General features: G+C 73.0%; 18 protein-coding genes and 1 pseudogene. 14 read left to right on the plus strand and 5 right to left on the minus strand.

What is annotated here, in order from left to right; translation table 11 throughout:
* The first annotated feature begins 51 nt into the window (after positions 1-51).
* From EDD29_RS03580 to EDD29_RS03595, 4 genes are all read left to right on the plus strand, one after another.
* The gene (locus EDD29_RS03580; protein ID WP_123662240.1) at positions 52-372 is read left to right on the plus strand and encodes a PadR family transcriptional regulator; all 321 of its coding nucleotides are present in this window, start codon (positions 52-54) and stop codon (positions 370-372) included.
* Positions 369-1394, plus strand: coding sequence for an HAAS signaling domain-containing protein (locus tag EDD29_RS03585; protein ID WP_123662241.1), 1026 nt, complete (start codon positions 369-371; stop codon positions 1392-1394). The genes EDD29_RS03580 and EDD29_RS03585 overlap by 4 nt, the downstream gene beginning before the upstream one ends.
* A 195-nt stretch (positions 1395-1589) precedes the next feature.
* A complete protein-coding gene (locus EDD29_RS03590; RefSeq protein ID WP_148085866.1) occupies positions 1590-2873 on the plus strand; it encodes a sensor histidine kinase in 1284 nt (427 codons plus the stop codon).
* Positions 2867-3538: a response regulator gene (locus EDD29_RS03595; RefSeq protein ID WP_123662245.1), complete on the plus strand. Its 672-nt coding sequence runs from the start codon at positions 2867-2869 to the stop codon at positions 3536-3538. Before EDD29_RS03590 ends, EDD29_RS03595 begins: the two co-directional genes overlap by 7 nt.
* 22 nt (positions 3539-3560) lie before the next feature.
* On the opposite strand, the gene EDD29_RS03600 is transcribed toward EDD29_RS03595, so the two are convergent.
* The 3 genes from EDD29_RS03600 to EDD29_RS03610 form a co-directional block, all read right to left on the minus strand.
* Positions 3561-4310 (minus strand): ABC transporter permease, encoded by a 750-nt coding sequence (locus EDD29_RS03600; RefSeq protein WP_123662247.1) that lies wholly within the window; start codon positions 4308-4310, stop codon positions 3561-3563.
* Entirely contained in the window at positions 4307-5203 is an 897-nt protein-coding gene (locus EDD29_RS03605) for an ABC transporter ATP-binding protein (protein ID WP_123662249.1), read from the minus strand. The genes EDD29_RS03600 and EDD29_RS03605 overlap by 4 nt, the downstream gene beginning before the upstream one ends.
* 127 nt (positions 5204-5330) lie before the next feature.
* Entirely contained in the window at positions 5331-5807 is a 477-nt protein-coding gene (locus EDD29_RS03610) for a hypothetical protein (RefSeq protein WP_123662251.1), read from the minus strand.
* 236 nt (positions 5808-6043) lie between these two features.
* Here EDD29_RS03610 and EDD29_RS03615 point away from each other — a divergent pair, with 236 nt between their 5' ends.
* The 10 genes and pseudogenes from EDD29_RS03615 to EDD29_RS03660 all read left to right on the plus strand — a co-directional run bounded on the left by EDD29_RS03615 (position 6044) and on the right by EDD29_RS03660 (position 14824).
* Positions 6044-6340 (plus strand): 4a-hydroxytetrahydrobiopterin dehydratase, encoded by a 297-nt coding sequence (locus EDD29_RS03615; protein ID WP_123662253.1) that lies wholly within the window; start codon positions 6044-6046, stop codon positions 6338-6340.
* Positions 6341-6545: 205 nt separating this feature from the next.
* Positions 6546-7676: an ergothioneine biosynthesis glutamate--cysteine ligase EgtA gene (gene egtA, locus EDD29_RS03620; protein WP_246052491.1), complete on the plus strand. Its 1131-nt coding sequence runs from the start codon at positions 6546-6548 to the stop codon at positions 7674-7676.
* A complete protein-coding gene (egtB, locus tag EDD29_RS03625) occupies positions 7664-8926 on the plus strand; it encodes an ergothioneine biosynthesis protein EgtB (protein ID WP_123662255.1) in 1263 nt (420 codons plus the stop codon). Before egtA ends, egtB begins: the two co-directional genes overlap by 13 nt.
* On the plus strand, positions 8927-9673 hold the full coding sequence (gene egtC, locus EDD29_RS03630) for an ergothioneine biosynthesis protein EgtC (RefSeq protein WP_123662258.1): 747 nt from the start codon (positions 8927-8929) through the stop codon (positions 9671-9673).
* Positions 9674-9682: 9 nt separating this feature from the next.
* Complete coding sequence (gene egtD, locus EDD29_RS03635; RefSeq protein WP_123662260.1) at positions 9683-10651, plus strand: L-histidine N(alpha)-methyltransferase; 969 nt, start codon at positions 9683-9685, stop codon at positions 10649-10651.
* A gap of 122 nt (positions 10652-10773) precedes the next feature.
* Complete coding sequence (locus EDD29_RS03640; protein ID WP_246052492.1) at positions 10774-11787, plus strand: LacI family DNA-binding transcriptional regulator; 1014 nt, start codon at positions 10774-10776, stop codon at positions 11785-11787.
* Positions 11784-12530: pseudogene (locus EDD29_RS03645) on the plus strand (ABC transporter ATP-binding protein); the annotation flags it as partial. The gene EDD29_RS03640 and the pseudogene EDD29_RS03645, both read left to right, overlap by 4 nt.
* A gap of 73 nt (positions 12531-12603) precedes the next feature.
* Positions 12604-13254 carry an ABC transporter permease gene (locus EDD29_RS03650; protein WP_123662268.1) on the plus strand — a complete coding sequence of 217 codons (651 nt, stop codon included), beginning with the start codon at positions 12604-12606 and terminating at the stop codon, positions 13252-13254.
* The gene (locus EDD29_RS03655) at positions 13251-13919 is read left to right on the plus strand and encodes an ABC transporter permease (RefSeq protein WP_123662270.1); all 669 of its coding nucleotides are present in this window, start codon (positions 13251-13253) and stop codon (positions 13917-13919) included. The genes EDD29_RS03650 and EDD29_RS03655 overlap by 4 nt, the downstream gene beginning before the upstream one ends.
* Positions 13916-14824 carry an ABC transporter substrate-binding protein gene (locus tag EDD29_RS03660; RefSeq protein ID WP_123662272.1) on the plus strand — a complete coding sequence of 303 codons (909 nt, stop codon included), beginning with the start codon at positions 13916-13918 and terminating at the stop codon, positions 14822-14824. Before EDD29_RS03655 ends, EDD29_RS03660 begins: the two co-directional genes overlap by 4 nt.
* 396 nt (positions 14825-15220) lie before the next feature.
* Here EDD29_RS03660 and EDD29_RS03665 read toward each other — a convergent pair whose 3' ends face one another.
* Together EDD29_RS03665 and EDD29_RS03670 are read right to left on the minus strand one after the other, a co-directional pair.
* Positions 15221-16015 carry a hypothetical protein gene (locus EDD29_RS03665; protein WP_123662274.1) on the minus strand — a complete coding sequence of 265 codons (795 nt, stop codon included), beginning with the start codon at positions 16013-16015 and terminating at the stop codon, positions 15221-15223.
* A gap of 34 nt (positions 16016-16049) precedes the next feature.
* Positions 16050-16616 carry an RNA polymerase sigma factor gene (locus tag EDD29_RS03670; protein WP_246052493.1) on the minus strand — a complete coding sequence of 189 codons (567 nt, stop codon included), beginning with the start codon at positions 16614-16616 and terminating at the stop codon, positions 16050-16052.
* Positions 16617-16620: the final 4 nt, after the last annotated feature.

Genomic DNA, 16620 nt, shown 5'->3' on the forward strand with positions numbered 1-16620 from the left:
CTTGCGCACTACTTCGGAATGCGTAATAGTTCGGAATGCGAAGGAGGAAGCGTGGACACGACGCAGTTGCTGAAGGGGGTGCTGGACGTGGCGGTGCTCGCGGTGCTCGATGAGCGCGACAGCTATGGCTACGAGGTCGTCCGGCGGCTGAGGGAGGCCGGTCTGGACGAGGTCGGAGACGCCTCGGTGTACGGGACGCTCCGGCGGCTGTTCAAGGCGGGAGCCCTGACGTCCTACGTGGTGCCCTCCGAAGAGGGGCCGCACCGCAAGTACTACGGCCTGAACGACACGGGCCGCACGACCTTGAAGGACTCCCGGACGACGTGGAGTCGCTTCGCCCGGACCATGGACACCCTCCTGGAGAAGAGATGAGCACGGTCACCGAGTACGCGGCGGCGGTCCGAGCGGCCCTCGCCGACATCCCCCAGACCGACCGGGACGAGCTCCTGGAGGACCTGGAAGAGCACCTCGCCGAGGTCGCCGCCGAACACGACGGCCCCCTGGAAGACCGCCTGGGCACCCCGCAGGCTTACGCGGCCGAACTGCGCGCCGCCTATACGGACGCGGTCCCGGTGAAGCGGAGGGCCGGCCTTCGCGACCTCTTCGGTTCGCTGGAGCGCCGGACGCAGACCGTCGTGGACGGAGTCCTGCCGCGGGGCTCGGCGGCCCGCGACGTCGCCCACGATCTGCGGCCCGTGTGGTGGGTGGCCCGCGGCTACTTCGCCGCGTTCCTCCTCAACGCGATCCTGGGCCGGGACCAGGCGTTCCTGCCCGACGGGCCGCTCTCCACGCTCGTGCTCCTCGGCGCGGTCACCGTCTCGGTGTGGCTGGGCGGCAGGGCCAGACGGGGCGGACGGCGCCGCGCGGCGACGGTGCTCGGCGTGGCCGGGCTGACCGGTCTCGCCCTGCTCGGGGGCATGGCCTTCGCCGCGACGGCCGAGGACGGGCGGGCGTACTACGGGCCGGGGTACGAGGGGACGGGGCCGAGCCTCGGAGACCTCGCCAACATCTACGTCTTCACCAGGGACGGGAAGCCGGTGAAGGACGTCCTGCTGTACGACCAGTGGGGCGAGCCGATCCAGACGTCCCCGGACGCGTGGGGCTTCATCGAGCGGGGAGGCGACCCCCTCCAGCCCAACGTCTACCCCAAGGAGATCTGCGCGCCCGGCGGCATGGAGAGCACGGTCGTCCCCCTGTGCCCCGACGCGCAGGCGGGGTCGCCGGCCTTCCCCGACTCCCCTCCGACGTTCCCCGCCGTCGCGCCCACGATGACGGCCCCCGAGCAGCCCGGCCCGACCGACTCCCCCTCGACGAGCCCGTCCCCGTCGGGAAGCGCCTCTCCGACGGCCTCGCCTTCCCCGACCGTGACGCCGACGGCCTCGCCCACCGAATAGTGCCCTACCGGGAGAGCGCGACGAGCGGCGGAAGGGAGGCCGGTTCGCTACCGGCCTCCCACAGGTCGGCGGCCTTCGCCGGGCCGTAGGAGCCGCTGGAGACGAGGACGATCCGGCCCTCTCCATGCGCGCACCACGACGAGCGTCACCTGTGGACGGTGGGCCCGAATCGCCGGGCCCGGGTAGGTTCGGCGCATGCGCAAAGAGCGGGTGGAGGACGTCGCGCTCTTCCTGGTGCTCGCCGCGCCGGTCTGCGCCGCGCTCGTCGGGCAGGACGGGGCCGTCGAGGGCGATCTGCCGCAGGCACTCGGGCTCGCCGCGCTCGCGGGGGCTGTCGCCGGGGCGCGGAGGTTCCCCGCGGCGGCGCTGGCCGTGGTGCTCGCGCTGACCGCGGTGCACGGGAACTTCGTGTTCGGCATCCCGGTGCTGAGCCTGCTCGCGGGGCTGCGGATGGAGCGGGTCAGGCCCGTCGGCTGGACGCTCTGCGCGGTGTTCGTCGGCGGCGCGGCGCTCAACCTGGCGCACGGGGCGCCCGCGGCGACCTGGTTCGTCGTGACGTGGTGGTTCGTGGTGGCGGGCGTGCTGCCCTGGCTGCTCGGCAGGTACCTGCGGCTGCGCGCCGACCTGGCGGAGGCGGGGTGGGAGCGGGCGCGCCGCCTGGAGCACGAGCAGCGCATCGTGGGCGAGCGCGAACGGCTGCGCGAGCGGGCCAGGATCGCCGCGGATCTGCACGACTCGCTCGGCCACGAACTGAGCCTGCTCGCCCTGCGCGCGGCGGCCCTGGAACTCAGCGCCGACCTGCCGGAACGGCACAGGGCCGCGGCCGGCGACCTGCGTGCGGGCGCCGCCACCGCGACCGAGCGGCTCCAGGAGATCCTCGGCATCCTCCGGCCGGGCGAGGCGGCGACCCGTCCCGCGGGCGAGACCGTCGCCGATCTGGTGGAGCGCGCGGCGGGCTCGGGGATGGCCGTGCGGCTCGCGGAGTCCGGCCCCGCCGCGCCCGCGCTCGCCGACCGGGCCGCGCACCGGATCGTCCAGGAGGCGCTGACCAACGCGGCCAAGCACGCGCCGGGCGCCGCCGTGCGCGTCGACCTGGCCAGGACGGGCGCGGAGACCGCCGTGGAGGTCGTCAACGGGCCGCCGCCCGCCGGGCCGCTGCCGGGCGCGTCAGGGGGCGGGCACGGCCTCACCGGGCTGCGCGAGCGGGTCAGGCTGAGCGGGGGGACGCTGGCCGCGGGGCCGGACGGCGAGGGTTTCGCGGTCCGCGCGCGGCTGCCGCACGTCCCCCCGCGCTCGCCGGAGCCGGAGCCTTCCCCCGGCGGAACCGAGGAGTCGGAGCTGGCGGCGGCCCGGCTCTCCGGGCGAAGGGCGGCCCGCCGGGGCCTCGCCGCGGCGGTCGCGGTCCCCGCGCTCCTCGTCGGCGCGCTGGGGGCCGCGATGGCCGCCTACCAGACCTACACGGAGGGCTTTCCATGGTGACGGCGGGGGAGGACGCGCGGGTCCGGGTGCTGCTGGCCGACGACGAGCCGCTGCTGCGGGCCGGGGTGCGGGCCGTGCTGGCCGCCGATCCGGGCCTTGAGGTGGTGGCCGAGGCCGGGGACGGGCACGAGGCGGTCGCCGGGGTGCTCGCGCACCGGCCCGACGTCGTGCTGCTCGACATCCGGATGCCGCGGATGGACGGCCTCGAGGCCGCCGCCGAACTGCGCAGGACGGCCCCGGAGACCGCCGTGGTGATCCTCACGACGTTCTCCGAGGACGCCTACATCACCCGCGCGCTGGCCGAAGGCGCCGACGGGTTCCTGCTCAAGACCGGCGACCCGCGCGACCTCCTGGCGGGTGTCCGGGCCGCGGCCTCAGGCGGGGTCTGCCTGGCCCCGTCCGTCGCCCGCCGCCTCGTCGACGGCCTGGGCGGCGAGCGCCTGGCCCGCGCGGCCCGCGCCAGAGACGCCGTCGCCCGGCTCACCCCGAGGGAGCGCGACGTTCTCGCGCTCGTCGCCGAGGGCCTGTCCAACGCCGAGATCGGCCGCCGCCTTCACCTCGTCGAAGGCACCGTGAAGGCACACGTCAGCTCGATCCTCGCCCGCCTGGACGCGGCGAACCGCGTCCAGGCGGCCATCCGGGCCCACGAGGCGGGCCTCCTCTGACGGACCGGGCCCGGGGCCCGGCTCAGACGTCCCGCCTGCGCAGGACGTACACGGCGGCCAGGGACGCCGCGACCGTCCAGGCGACGACGATCGTGAGGCCGGCGGCCGGGGGATAGGGGTCGGAGGCGCCGGTCATGAAGGCGGTGCCCGCGACGCTCGGAAGGGCGTCCGCCACGGGCGACTCGGCTTCCATGGCGAGGACGGGCACCAGGATCAGCAGCACGAACAGCGCCGACAAGGCGCCCGCCGCGCTGCGGAGGAGGAAGACGAGCCCGAGGGAGACCACGCCCATGCAGGCCGAGTAGACCCCCATGGCCAGGGAGTCGCCTACGAGGCCGTCCAGCGTGCCCCACTCGCCGAGCAGAGGGTAGGCGCAGAAGCCGCCGAGCACGCACAGGACCGTGCCCGCGACGAACATCGCGGGCGCCAGCACCGCCGCCTTGGCCACGTAGACCCTGCCGCGCACGGGCACCGCCTGGAACGTCCAGCGGATGCCGCCGTTGGCGTACTCCGCGCTCACGAACAGGATCGCTAGGGCGAACAGGACGAACTGCCCCATGCTGAAGGCGTCCACCGCGACGGCCCCGACCGTGGTGACGCCCGAGTCGTTCGCCGTCAGCTCGTCGGTGTTGTCGCCTGCGTGGATCAGCGCGAGCTGGGCGCAGGTCAGCGCCATGACGACGGCCGCGGCCGCCAGCGTCCACCAGGTCGAGCGGACCGTCGTCAGCCTGGTCCATTCCGCGGCGGAGGCCGCGCGCGTCTGTCCGGTCATGCGGGCACCCCGTATTCGACGGAGTCTCCGGTGAGCTCCATGTACTTCTGTTCCAGCGACGCCTCTTCGACGGCCAGGCCGTGCAGCCGTACGCCGAGTTCGTACGCGAGGTCGCCTATCCGCTCGACGGACGCGTCCGCCACGTGCAGCGTTCCGGGAGCCGTCCTCCGGGCCCCGGGCAGCCGGTCGGCCAGGGCGGCGAGTCCCGCGTCGTCCGGCGACGTCACCCGGACGCCCCTGCCGTCGGCGACGAGCGCGGCGACCGTCGTGTCCGCGAGCAGCCTTCCGCGGCCGACGACCACGAGGTGGTCGGCGGTGAGCTGCATCTCGCTCATGAGGTGGCTGGACAGCAGCACGGTCCTGCCCTCGGCCGCCAGCGACCGCATCAGGGTGCGGATCCAGCGGACGCCGTCGGGGTCGAGGCCGTTCACCGGCTCGTCGAACAGCAGCACCGGCGGGTCGCCGAGCAGCGCCGCGGCGATGCCGAGCCGCTGGCTCATGCCGAGCGAGAAGGTGCCGGCGCGGCGGTGCGCGGCCTTGCCGAGCCCGACGGTCTCCAGCACCTCGGTGACCCGAGCGGCGGGCAGGCCGCCCGCCCTGGCCAGCGCGAGCAGGTGGTTGCGCGCGCTGCGCCCGGGGTGCACCGCGCGGGCGTCCAGCAGCGCGCCCACCTCGCGCAGCGGCCACCTGAGCTCCCGGTAGGGTCGGCCGCCCACCAGCGCGCTGCCGCGGGTGGGGGCGTCCAGGCCGAGGATCATGCGCATCGTGGTGCTCTTTCCCGCGCCGTTCGGGCCCAGGAACCCGGTGACCCGGCCCGGTTCGATCCGGGCGCTGAGCCCGTCCACGGCGGTCACGTCGCCGTAGCGCTTGGTCAGGTCTCGCAGAGTGATCAATTTCCGGCTCCCTTCTTCCGTGCCCGACGCTACGGACGGGAGGGGGCCCTGATCTTGGGGCGAAGGGGAGGGGCCGTCCCCAACTTTCGTCAGGGGTGCCGTAGGCCCGGAGTACTAGGGGCGAGATCTAGACGGCGGGGCAGGCCGGGGCGTCGGACGGGCCCAGGTCGTCGGCGAAGTGATGGGCGTCGGCGAAGTAGAGCGAAGACGAGCCGGGGAAGCGTCCGGTGGTCCCGGCGAACTGGAGGTCGCGGTCCGGGGGGAAGTGAAGGCAGGCCGTCATGGAGTCGGACGTGGGGGAGGGATGGGTGACGGTGATCGTGACGGGTCCGGGAAGGCGCGAGTACTCGGCGACGAGGTAGACGGCGGCGGCGTTGATGTCCTGCCCGGTGGCCTCAGGGGAGGTGTCGTCGAGGGACTTGAGGCGGGCGGTGTCCCGCGCGCGCAGGGCGTCGACGAAATCGGTGAGGGCGACCCGGTCAGGCCGCGTGGTGCCCTGGAACGTCACTCCTTCGGGGTAGGGCCCCGCCGCCCAGTGGCGGCCGTAGAAGAACACCGCCGTGAGGGCGGCGAGCACGGGCGGGACCAGCCAGCGGGTCTGCAAAGGGTTTCCCGGGTCAGCTCGACGGTGGACGCGGTGACTGGATGATCGGGCCGTCGTCACGCTGTGTCAACGGCCGGGCACCGGCGGGTCGCCGGTGGACGCGGTGACTGGATGATCGGGCCGTCGTCACGCTGTGTCAACGGCCGGGCACCGGCGGGTCGCCCCGGGTTGGTTAGGCTGGGGGTGTCCGGGCCGGAGGGTGCGGCCCGCAGCAGCCTGGAGACGAGGGGGCCGTCATGGCGCGGTTGTCGGAGGACGAGATCCTGGGGCGGCTCGTGCGGGTGCCGCTGTGGAAGCGGAGCGGCGATGTGATCACCCGGACGGTGGAGGCGCCGAGCTTCCTCGCCGGGATCGCCATCGTGGACGGCGCGGCCCGCGAGGCCGAGGACGCGAACCACCATCCCGACATCGACATCCGGTGGCGGAACGTGACGTTCACGCTCACCACCCACGACGAGGGCAGCGCGCTGAGCGCCAAGGACTTCGATCTCGCCGAGCGGATCGACAGGGTGGCCCGCGAATACAGCGCCTGAGCGAGGCGGTCCCGGGGGATCGGCGCGGCGTTTGCCGTCGGTTGGGGCTAGCCCGCGCGCGCCACGGGGATATTCCGGAGATGTCGGTGTTTGCCCAGGTCGAGAGAGGTGAGTGAGAATTTCAGGAAATTTCCGAGGTGCCCGGGGCAACTGATCCGGTTCACCTGGGAAGGGCTACTGACCCTACGCCCAAGGGGAGGCGCCGGTGTCGGTGAGTGTGGAGGACGTCTATGAGTACGTCCACGGAGTGTGCTTCAAGAAGGGCCCGCCGGGAACGGTCGGAGCCGAGACCGAGTGGTTCGTCCGCGACCCGGCCCGGCCGCTCGCGCCCGTCCCGGTCGAGCGCCTGCGCCAGGCGATGGCCGCGCCGCTGCCCGGCGGAAGCCGGGTCACCTTCGAACCGGGCGGGCAGCTCGAACTGAGCTCGGCGCCGATGGCGGGCCCGGAGGCCGCCTGCGCGGTGCTGGCCGCCGATCTCGCCGAGACCCGCCGCAGACTGCCGGGGCTGGCGCTCGTCGGCCTGGGCGTCGATCCCGACCGGCCGTCCCGGCTCCAGGTGCACGACCCGCGCTACCGGGCGATGAGCGCCTACTTCGGCGACCTCACCATGATGTGCTCGACCGCCTCGGTGCAGGTCTGCCTCGACATCGGCCGCGACGCCGCCGAGGCGGCCCGCCGCTGGCGCCTCGCCCACCTGCTCGGCCCGGTGCTGGTCGCCGCGTTCGCCAACTCGCCGCTGTACCGCGGCCGCCGGACCGGCCACCTGTCGACCCGCCAGGCGGTGTGGTCGCGGCTGGACCGCTCCCGCACGACCGCGCCCGTCGGCGCCGTCCCCGAGACGGCCTGGGCCGAATACGCCCTCGACGCCAGGGTCATGGTGATCCGCAGGGACGACGGCTGGCTGGGCGACCCCGGCCTCACCTTCCGGCAGTGGATCCACGCCGGCTCGCCCAGCGCCGACGACCTGCGCTACCACCTGACGACCCTGTTCCCCCCCGTCCGGCCGCAGGGCTGGCTGGAGCTCCGGATGATCGACGAGCTGCCCGAGCCGTACTGGCGGGTGCCCGTCGCGGTCGTCGCCGCCCTGCTGGACCGCGCGCCCGACGCCGCCGAGCACGCTGCGGCCCCCGCCGCGGGGCTGTGGGCCCGCGCGGCGCGCGACGGGGTGCGCGACCCGGTCCTGGGCCGTGCCGCCGTCGCCTGCTTCGAGGCCGCCGCAGCCCACCTCGACGGGCACCTCAAGCAGATCGTGGAGGAGTACGCGGAGAGATACGTGGTCAGGGGCCTGTGCCCGGCGGACGACGTCCTGAAGGGGGAGCACGCATGGACGCGCTGAGAGAGCGGATCGCCGCCGAACTCGTCGCCGCGCGGGAGCGCAGCCATCTGCTCACCGCGCTCGAGGACCGCGACCTGACCACCCAGGTGTCCCCGTTGATGTCGCCGCTGGTGTGGGACCTCGCCCACGTCGGCAACTACGAGGAGCTGTGGCTGCTGCGCGTGGCGGGGGGCGTGGAGCCGCTCCGCCCGGAGATCGATGGGCTGTACGACGCCTTCGAGCACCCCCGCGCGTCCCGCCCTTCGCTGCCCCTCCTGCCGCCCGACGAGGCACGCGCCTACATCGGGACGGTCCGGAGCATGGTTCTGGACTCCCTGAAGGATCTCCGGGAGGACCGCCTCTTCCTGTACGAGATGGTCATCCAGCACGAGCACCAGCACGACGAGACGATGCTGGCCACCCACCAGCTCCGCAAGGAGCCGTCCGGCCTCACCGACCGCCCCGCGGACGACCCCACGCCGGGTCCCCCCTTCCCGCCCGAGACGTTCATCCCCGGCGGCCCGTTCGAGATGGGCACCGACGACCCCGAGGCCTACGACAACGAGCGGCCCGCCCACGTCGTCGACGTCCCCCCGTTCTTCATCGACACCGTCCCGGTGAGCAACGCCGACTACATGGCGTTCATCGAGGACGGCGGCTACGCGCGGGCCGAGTGGTGGGACCCGCGGGGCTGGGCGTGGCGGTGCGAGAAGGACGCGAACGCGCCTGCCTTCTGGTTCCGGGAGGGGGTCTGGCTCCGCCGGAGGTTCGGCGACGTGGAGCCCGTGCCGCCGGACCAGGCCGTCCAGCACGTCAGCTGGTACGAGGCCGACGCGTACGCGCGCTGGGCGGGGAGGAGACTGCCCACCGAAGCCGAGTGGGAGAAGGCCGCGCGCTGGGACGAGAGCGCCCAGCGCTCTCGCAGATATCCATGGGGTGACATCTACACGCCGGAACGGGCCAATCTCGGTCAGCGGCGGTTGCAGCCCTCGAAAACGGGATCTTTCTCCAGTGGAGCCTCGCCGGCGGGGGTCCGGCAGCTCCTCGGCGACGTCTGGGAGTGGACCGCCACGGACTTCCACGGCTACCCGGGGTTCCAGGTCAAGCCGTACAAGGAGTACTCACAGGTGTTCTTCGGACCTGACTACAAGGTGCTGCGCGGCGGATCCTGGGCGACCGACCCGGCCGCCGCCCGCGGCACGTTCCGCAACTGGGACTACCCGATCCGCCGCCAGATCTTCGCCGGCTTCCGCTGCGCGAGGAGCGTCTAGTTGTGCAGGCACCTGGCCTATCTGGGCCCTCCGCGCAGCCTGCACTCGCTCGTCTACGGCCCGCCGCACTCGCTGGAGCGGCAGTCGTGGGAGCCCAAGCTGTGCACGCGCAACAAGCTCAACGCCGACGGCTTCGGCGTCGGCTGGTACAGCGGCGACCGGACGCTGCGGTACCGGCGCGCCCAGCCCATCTGGACCGACACCGGCTTCGCCGAGCTGAGCGAGGTGCTGACCGCGGGGGCGGTGGTCGCCGCGGTCCGCAGCGCCACCGTTGGGTTCCCCGTGGAGGAGTCGGGCGCGCAGCCGCTGCGCTGCGAGCGCTGGCTGTTCAGCCACAACGGCCGCGTCGAGGGGTTCGGCGCGGTCGAGGCCAAGCTCCGCGAGCTGGCCGGGGACCTCTCCCTGGTGCCCGAGGCGCGCGCCCCGCTCGACTCGGCCCTGCTGTTCGCGCGGGCCGTCCGGTCCTGGCGGGGCGGCCGCGCGCTCGCCGAGGGCCTCGCCGAGACCGTCCGGACGGTCGCCGCGATCGCGCCCGGCGACTACAACCTGCTCGCCTCCGACGGGACGTCCCTGGCCGCGACGGCCTGGGGCGCCTCCCTGTTCGTGCGCGCGACCGACCAGGCGGCGGTCATCGCGTCCGAACCCTACGACGGCAACCCCGCCTGGCAGCGGGTGCCCGACCGCTCGCTCGTCGCCGCGCACCGGCACGGCGACTCAGTCCGCCTGGCCATCCATCCGCTGCGCTGAAGGAGTGACATGGAAGCCCAACCCAAGCCCGAGATCCTGCTCGCCCCGGGAGCCCTGGACGCCGCACTGCGGGCCGACGTGCGCGCCGGCCTCACCGCGACGCCCAAGACGCTCCCGCCGAAGTGGTTCTACGACGACAGGGGAAGCGCGCTTTTCGATCGGATCACCCGTCTGGAGGAGTACTACCCGACCCGCAGGGAGCGCGCGATCCTCGTCGAGCGCGCTCCCGAGATCGCCACCCTGACCGGCGCCCGCACCCTGGTGGAGCTGGGCGCGGGCTCGGGGGAGAAGACCCGGCTCCTACTGGACGCGCTTCCCCTCGACACCTATGTGCCGGTCGACGTCAGTGGGGAGTTCCTGGCCGACGCGGCCTCGAAGATCGCGGCCGACTACCCGGCCCTCACGGTCCGCCCCGTGGTGGCCGACCTTGAGGAGCACCTGGCCGAGGTGCCCGGCGGCCCCGCCGAACTCGTCGCCTTCCTCGGCGGCACGATCGGCAACATGGTCCCCCGGGAGCGCCGCGGCTTCCTGGCCGCGGTGCGCTCCCTGGTCGGGGAGGACGGCGCGTTCCTGCTCGGGGCCGACCTGGTGAAGGACCCGGCAAGGCTCGTCCGCGCCTACGACGACGCCGAAGGGGTGACCGCGGCCTTCAACCGCAACGTCCTGGCCGTCATCAACAAGAGGCTCGGCGCCGATTTCCGGCCCGAGGAGTTCACGCACGTCGCGGTCTGGAACGCCGCGGAGGAGTGGATCGAGATGCGGCTCCGCGCGCGGTCGGCGCAGACCGTCCGGATCGCCGCGCTCGACCTCACCGTCGAGTTCGCCGAAGGGGAGGAGATGCGGACCGAGATCTCGGCCAAGTTCCGGCCGTCGGGCCTGAAGGAGGAGCTGACCGCGGCCGGGTTCGGGATCCGGGCGCTGTGGACCGATCCGGACGGTGACTTCAGTCTCACGCTCGCGGTCCCCGCCGCCGGATGAACGGTCTGAGCAGGCTGTTCTCCAGTGGAACGAAGGTGTGACGGGAACCCCGCGAAACACGCTGCAAAGGAACTGTCACAGTGCCGATCTAGGGTAGGTCCATGCCGAGTTCCCGGGGTCGCGTGACGATCCGTGAGCTGGCGCGGGCCACGGGCCTGTCGCCGGCCGCGGTGTCCTACGCGCTGCGCGGGATGCACACCTCGGCCGAGACCCAGCGCCGGGTACGCCGGGCCGCGGCCGAGCTCGGCTACCGGGCCGATCCGATCGCGCGGGCGCTGGCCAGCGGCCGCACCGGCACCGTCGGGGTGCTGTGCGGCTCGCTGGAGGACCACTGGCAGCAGGATCTGGCGGTGCGCGTCGGCCGGGCGCTGCTCGACGGCGGCAGATACGCCATCATCCTGGACGCCGCGGGCGATCCCGGCCGGGAGGAGGCCATGGCCAGGCGGCTGCGCGAGCAGCAGGTCGACGGCCTCATCGTGCAGGCCCTCGATCCCGCGGCCCCGCTCTGGGCGGAGCTGGCCGAGGCGGTCCCGGTGGTCCCTATCGGCGACGCGCTGGCCGGGAACCCGCACGGCGAGGTCGTCTTCGACAACCGGCGCGGGGTGACCCTCGCCCTGGAGCACCTGCACGGCCTCGGCCACCGCCGGATCGGGGTGCTCACCACGACCCTCGCCAGCACCCCGGACAGGCCGGCCGACGTGCACGTCCACGCCGAGGCGGCCCGGCTCGGGATCACCGTCGAGGTGGCCGTCAGCGGCGCGTCCCGGGTCGAGGCGGCGGTCTCGGCCGAGGCCCTGCTCACCGGCTCCCCGCGCCCCACCGCGGTCTTCTGCTTCTCCGATTCGATCGCCTACGGCGTCTACGACGCGGCCCGCGCGCTCGGCCTGCGCGTCCCCACCGACCTCTCGGTGTGCGGGTACGACGCGCACGCCCTGTCGGATCTGCTCGCCCCGCCCCTCACCACGGTCGACTGGCGCCTCGCCGAGGTCGCCGCCGACGCCGTCGGCCTCGTCCTCGCGGGGATCGACGGCGGCCCGCCCGGCCGCCGCGTCGTCCGCGAGCCCGCCCTGATCCCGCGCGCCTCCACGGCCCCGCCCGCAGGCGCCGGGCCGCATGATGATCGGATGGACCAGTGATCACCTTCTCCGGCGTCACCAAGCGGTACGCCGACGGCACGGTCGCGGTCGACGGCCTCGACCTCGAACTGCCGACCGGCGAGATCACCGTGCTGGTCGGGCCCTCGGGCTGCGGCAAGACCACCACGCTGCGCATGATCAACCGGATGGTCGAGCCGACCGAGGGCGTCATCGCCATCGACGGCGCCGACGTCACCGCCAGGCCCGCCGCCGAGCTGCGCCGCGGCATCGGCTACGTGATCCAGCAGGGCGGCCTGTTCCCGCACCGCACCGTCGTCGACAACATCGCGACGGTCCCGCTGCTGCTCGGCTGGGACAAGAAGAAGGCCAGGGCGCGCGCCCGGGAGCTGCTGCCGCGCGTCGGCCTCGACGACGCGCTCGGCGCGCGCTACCCGCACCAGCTGTCCGGCGGCCAGCAGCAGCGCGTCGGCGTGGCCAGGGCGCTGGCCGCCGACCCGCCCGTGCTGCTCATGGACGAGCCGTTCAGCGCGGTCGACCCGGTGGTCAGGGCCGGGCTCCAGGAGGAGTTCCTGCGCCTCCAGGCCGAACTGCACAAGACGATCGTGTTCGTCACCCACGACATCGACGAGGCGGTCCGGCTCGGCCACCGCATCGCCGTCTTCGCCAAGGGCGGCCGGGTCGCCCAGTACGCGGCCCCGCGCGAGCTGCTCGCCGCGCCCGAGCCCGGGTTCGTCACCGAGTTCCTCGGCGGCGAGCGCGGCCTGCGCAAGCTGCGGTTCTTCGCCGAACTCGACGCCACCCCCGAGGCCGACCGCCCCGAGGACCCCGGGACGCCCGACGATCCGGAGGCCGCGGGTGAATGAAGCGGAGCCCCTGGTCCGCTGGGATTGGATCCAGAGCCATCTCGGCCTGTTCGGCGACCTCACCGTCGAGCATCTAAAGCTGTCGCTGCTCCCGGTCCTGCTCGGCCTGGTCGTCGCGGTGCCGCTCGGCGTGCTGTGCGTGCGGTGGGGCTGGCTCTACCCGCCGGTCCTCACGATCGCCAACATCCTGTACGCGGTCCCGTCGCTGGCGCTGTTCCTGGTGCTGCTGGACTTCACCGGCCTGACGATCTGGACCGTCGTCATCCCGCTCACCCTCTACACCCTGTCGGTGCTGGTCCCCAACGTCGTCGACGGCCTGCGCCAGGTCCCCGACAGCACCCGGCAGGCCGCGATCGCGATGGGGTACACCCCGCTGCGCCGGCTGCTCGCGGTCGAGCTGCCCATCGCCGTCCCGGTGATCATGGCCGGGGTGCGGGTCGCCACGGTCGCCAACATCAGCCTGGTCAGCGTCGGCGCGCTCATCGGCATCGGCGGCCTCGGCAGGCTGTTCAAGGACGGCTTCGACCTCCAGTTCACCACCCCCGTCTTCGCCGGGATCGTGCTCATCATCGCGCTGGCCGTGGTCTTCGACTTCGCGCTGGTGCTCCTCCAGCGCCTCCTCACCCCCTGGGCGGCGCGGTGAACGCCGGGTGGGCGTGGCTGACGGACGCCGCGAACTGGAGCGGCGCGGACGGCATCCCCGTGCGCCTGGCGGAACACGTCGGCTACACCCTGCTCGTGCTCGCCGTCTCGCTGCTCATCGGGCTCCCGCTGGGCCTGCTCATCGCGCATGCCGGGCCGCGCTGGGCGTTCGCGGTGATCAACACCGCCAACGGCGCCCGCGCGCTGCCCACCCTGGGCCTGCTCGTGCTCATCTTCCTGCTCAGCACCGGAAGCTCGGTGGCGGCGCTGATCCCGCTCGTCGTGCTGGCCGTCCCACCGATCCTCATCAACGTGTACGAGGGCGTCCGGCAGGTCGAGCCACAGGTGCGGGACGCCGCGCGCGGCATGGGCATGACCGGGCGCCAGGTGCTGCTGCGCGTCGAGCTGCCGATCGCGACCCCGCTCATCCTGCTCGGCGTCCGCACCGCGGCGGTCCAGGTGGTGGCCACGGCCACCGTCGCCGCCTACATCAACCTCGGCGGCCTCGGCGGCTACATCATGGACGGCATCCTCCTGCGCGAGTACGGCGAGGCCGTCGGCGGCTCGGTGCTCGTGGTGCTGCTCGCGATCGCCGTCCAAGGAATCTTCACCCTCCTCACCCGCCTGGTCACCCCCAGGGGACTGCGAAAGGACACCACCTCATGAGATCCCTGCGGATCATCGCCGGAACCGCGCTGCTCGCCCTCGCCGCCGCGGGCTGCGGCGGCGGCTCCACCGACAACCCCCTGGACTCGGGGGCCTCCTCGTCGGGCGGCGGCGAGACCGTCACCGTAGGCTCCGCCGCGTTCCCCGAGAGCGTGCTGCTCGCCGAGATCTACGCCGGGGCCCTGGAGGCCGCCGACGTGAAGGTCGAGCGGAAGCTGAGCATCGGCGAGCGCGAGGTGTACTACAAGCTGCTGGAGAAGGGCGACATCAACGTCCTGCCGGAGTACAACGGCGCCCTCCTGGCCTACCTCGACCCGGAGGCGGCGCTGCCGGCCACCACCGAGGAGACCAATGCCGCGATCACCGCGAAGCTGCCCGGCTCGCTCAAGATCCTCACCTCGGCGGCCGCGGAGGACAACGACTCCCTGACCGTCACCGCGGACACCGCGACCAAGAACAACCTGAAGACGATCGCGGATCTCGCCCCGGTGGCCAAGGACTTCACCGTCGGCGGCCCGGCCCCGTTCGAGAAGCGCTACAAGGACAAGCTGAACGAGGCCTACGGGCTCACCTTCAAGGAGTGGAAGCCGGACCGCTCCGGCGGCGGCAACATCCCGACCTGGCTCAAGAACGGCGACGTCCAGGTCGGCAACGTCTTCACCACGACCCCCGCGATCGTGCTCGACAAGCTCGTGGTGCTGGAGGACCCCAAGGGTGTCTTCGGGCGCCAGAACGTCACTCCGCTGGTCAGCGCCGACGGCGTCCCCGCGGCGGGACAGCAGGCGCTGGACGCGGTCTCGGCGAAGCTCACCACCCAGGGCCTGCTGGACATGATGAACAAGGTCGCCACCGACAAGACCGACCCCGCGGTCGTGGCCAAGGAGTGGCTGACCGCCAACCTGTGACGGTCTCGCCGATTTCGCAGTGAGGTGCGGGGAGGGCCGAAGGGTCCTCCCCGCGAAGCGTGCGCGCCGGGGCGGACGCCCGGGGAGGTCACGGCCGGAAAAGGTACAGCCGGTCGGCGGACCACCCCAGATCGGCCGACCGGCTGAGCATGGTGAGCCGTGTTCGCGGACCCGGGCAAAGTCCGCGAACACGGCTTCCTTCCGCCGGCGATCCTTCGCGCGACCGGGTGGCCGCTCGCACAAGGGAACGCTGCACCACCCGGACCGGAGGGCGCTAGGAGATCTCCGGCGGTACCGGACACCCCGGGCTGACGGGAACGGGGGCAGAACCCGTCGTGGGTGTCCGGAGTCTTCAGTTGTGGTCATGGGCCCGCGGACGGGCCCGGGTTCATGGGGTCAGTCTTCGGCTCCCGGCCGGGGCGTGACCTGCCACAGGGGTTCGTCCTTGTGCGGCTTGCCGTGCTTCGGCTTCTTGGGATGATCTGTTCTCGTCCCGTTCGGCCAGTCCTCCGGCCAGTTCTGCGGCCAGGTCGGCCACGCGGTGGGCAGGCCGTCGGACCAGTTCTTCATGTTCGGCCAGTCCTCCGGCCACTGGACCGGCTGCCCGGAGACCAGCGCCTTGCAGAGGGCGAGCGCCTTCTGCTTGCCGTCGGCGGCCTTGATGAACGGGTCGAGCTGCTTGCGCGGCTTGCCGTCGATCAGCGCCCGGCACAGTTCCACCAGCGACGGCGGAGCGGTGGCATGCGGCACGGGCGTCGGGGCCTGCTTGCGGGTGAGGTGCGGCGCGGTCATCGTGGGGGTGGGCGTCTTCGGGGCGGACGCCGGATTGCGGCCGGAGACCCCGTTGCTCGCGATCGCCACCCCGCCGACCGCGCCCACCACGAGGACGGTCCCGAAGACCCGGATACTCCAGGCCCGGGCCTTCCTGCGGCCGAGTACGGCTGACAGCGATGATGACTTCACCCCTCCGTGCGCGCCCCGCCGCTGTGCGGCGGAGCCGAGGTCGATCTTCGGTCCGTCGGTGAACGCCTCCTGGAAGGCCGACACTGCCTTGGCCTCACCGACCAGTTCCTCGGTGCGGCCAGGTGCGGCCGCCGCGGCGAGCAGATCGGCGAGAGGACCCTGATGGCCTGCCGAACCACCGCCGAGCATCTGCTCGGCGGCCCTCCGGCTGATCCGTTTGGCGTTCATCTCACTTCTCTCAGCGTCGGCGTGGTCGAAAGTGTCACTGGAGTTCTCCGGCGAGTTTTTTGAGCCCCCGGTAGGCGGCCGTCCGCACCGCCCCGGCGCGCTTGCCGAGGACCAGGCCCGCGGTCTTGGCGTCGAGCCCGATGACGACCCGCAGCAGCACCGCCTCGGCCTGGTCGCGCGGCAGCCGCATGATGAGCCCCAGGGCCCGCTCGGTGCCGAGTCCGTCCAGCGCGCTGAGCGCGGTGTCCTCGTCGCTCGCCATTCCGGCGAGTTCCTCCAGTTGCGTGTCCGCACGCGGCCGCCGCTGCCGCATCCGCACATGATCGAGGGCGCGGTTGCGGGCGATGGTGGTCGCCCAGCCGCGGAATCCGTCGTAGGTGCCGCGGAAGGACGGGAGGTCCTTCACGATGTGCAGCCACGCCTCCGACGCGATGTCCTCGGCGTCCTCGCCGACCAGTGCGCGCAGATAGCGCAGCAGTCTGGGCTGGAGATCCTGATAGACGCACCGGAAAGCCGCCTCGTCTCCCTGTTGCGCCGCGCCGACCGCCGCCGAGAGTTCGACGTCGTCGGCCGGGGCCCGCTGCGCCACCTTCCGATCCACCCGC

Origin of the sequence: Actinocorallia herbida (assembly GCF_003751225.1) — a bacterium.
GTDB classification, from domain to species: domain Bacteria; phylum Actinomycetota; class Actinomycetes; order Streptosporangiales; family Streptosporangiaceae; genus Actinocorallia; species Actinocorallia herbida.